The organism is Neobacillus sp. 204 (assembly GCF_046562815.1).
Classification (GTDB): domain Bacteria; phylum Bacillota; class Bacilli; order Bacillales; family Cytobacillaceae; genus Neobacillus.
The window spans coordinates 1-230 of record NZ_JBJORY010000060.1; the positions used below are offsets into that span (position 1 = coordinate 1).

Genomic DNA, 230 nt, shown 5'->3' on the forward strand with positions numbered 1-230 from the left:
GGTAGCTCGTCGGGCTCATAACCCGAAGGTCGCAGGTTCAAATCCTGTCCCCGCAATTGGTCTGGTAGTTCAGTTGGTTAGAATGCCTGCCTGTCACGCAGGAGGTCGCGGGTTCGAGTCCCGTCCAGACCGCCATTAATGTTGGCTCAGTAGCTCAGTCGGTAGAGCAAAGGACTGAAAATCCTTGTGTCGGCGGTTCGATTCCGTCCTGAGCCACCATTTATTTTAAA

At 53.5% G+C, this 230-nt stretch carries 2 tRNA genes; both read left to right on the forward strand.

Annotated features, from left to right (window positions below):
• Positions 1–58 precede the first annotated feature (58 nt).
• A tRNA-Asp gene (locus ACJ004_RS30185) sits at positions 59–135 on the forward strand.
• An 8-nt stretch (positions 136–143) separates the two neighbouring features.
• Positions 144–219: transfer RNA gene (locus tag ACJ004_RS30190), tRNA-Phe, on the forward strand.
• Positions 220–230 lie beyond the last annotated feature (11 nt).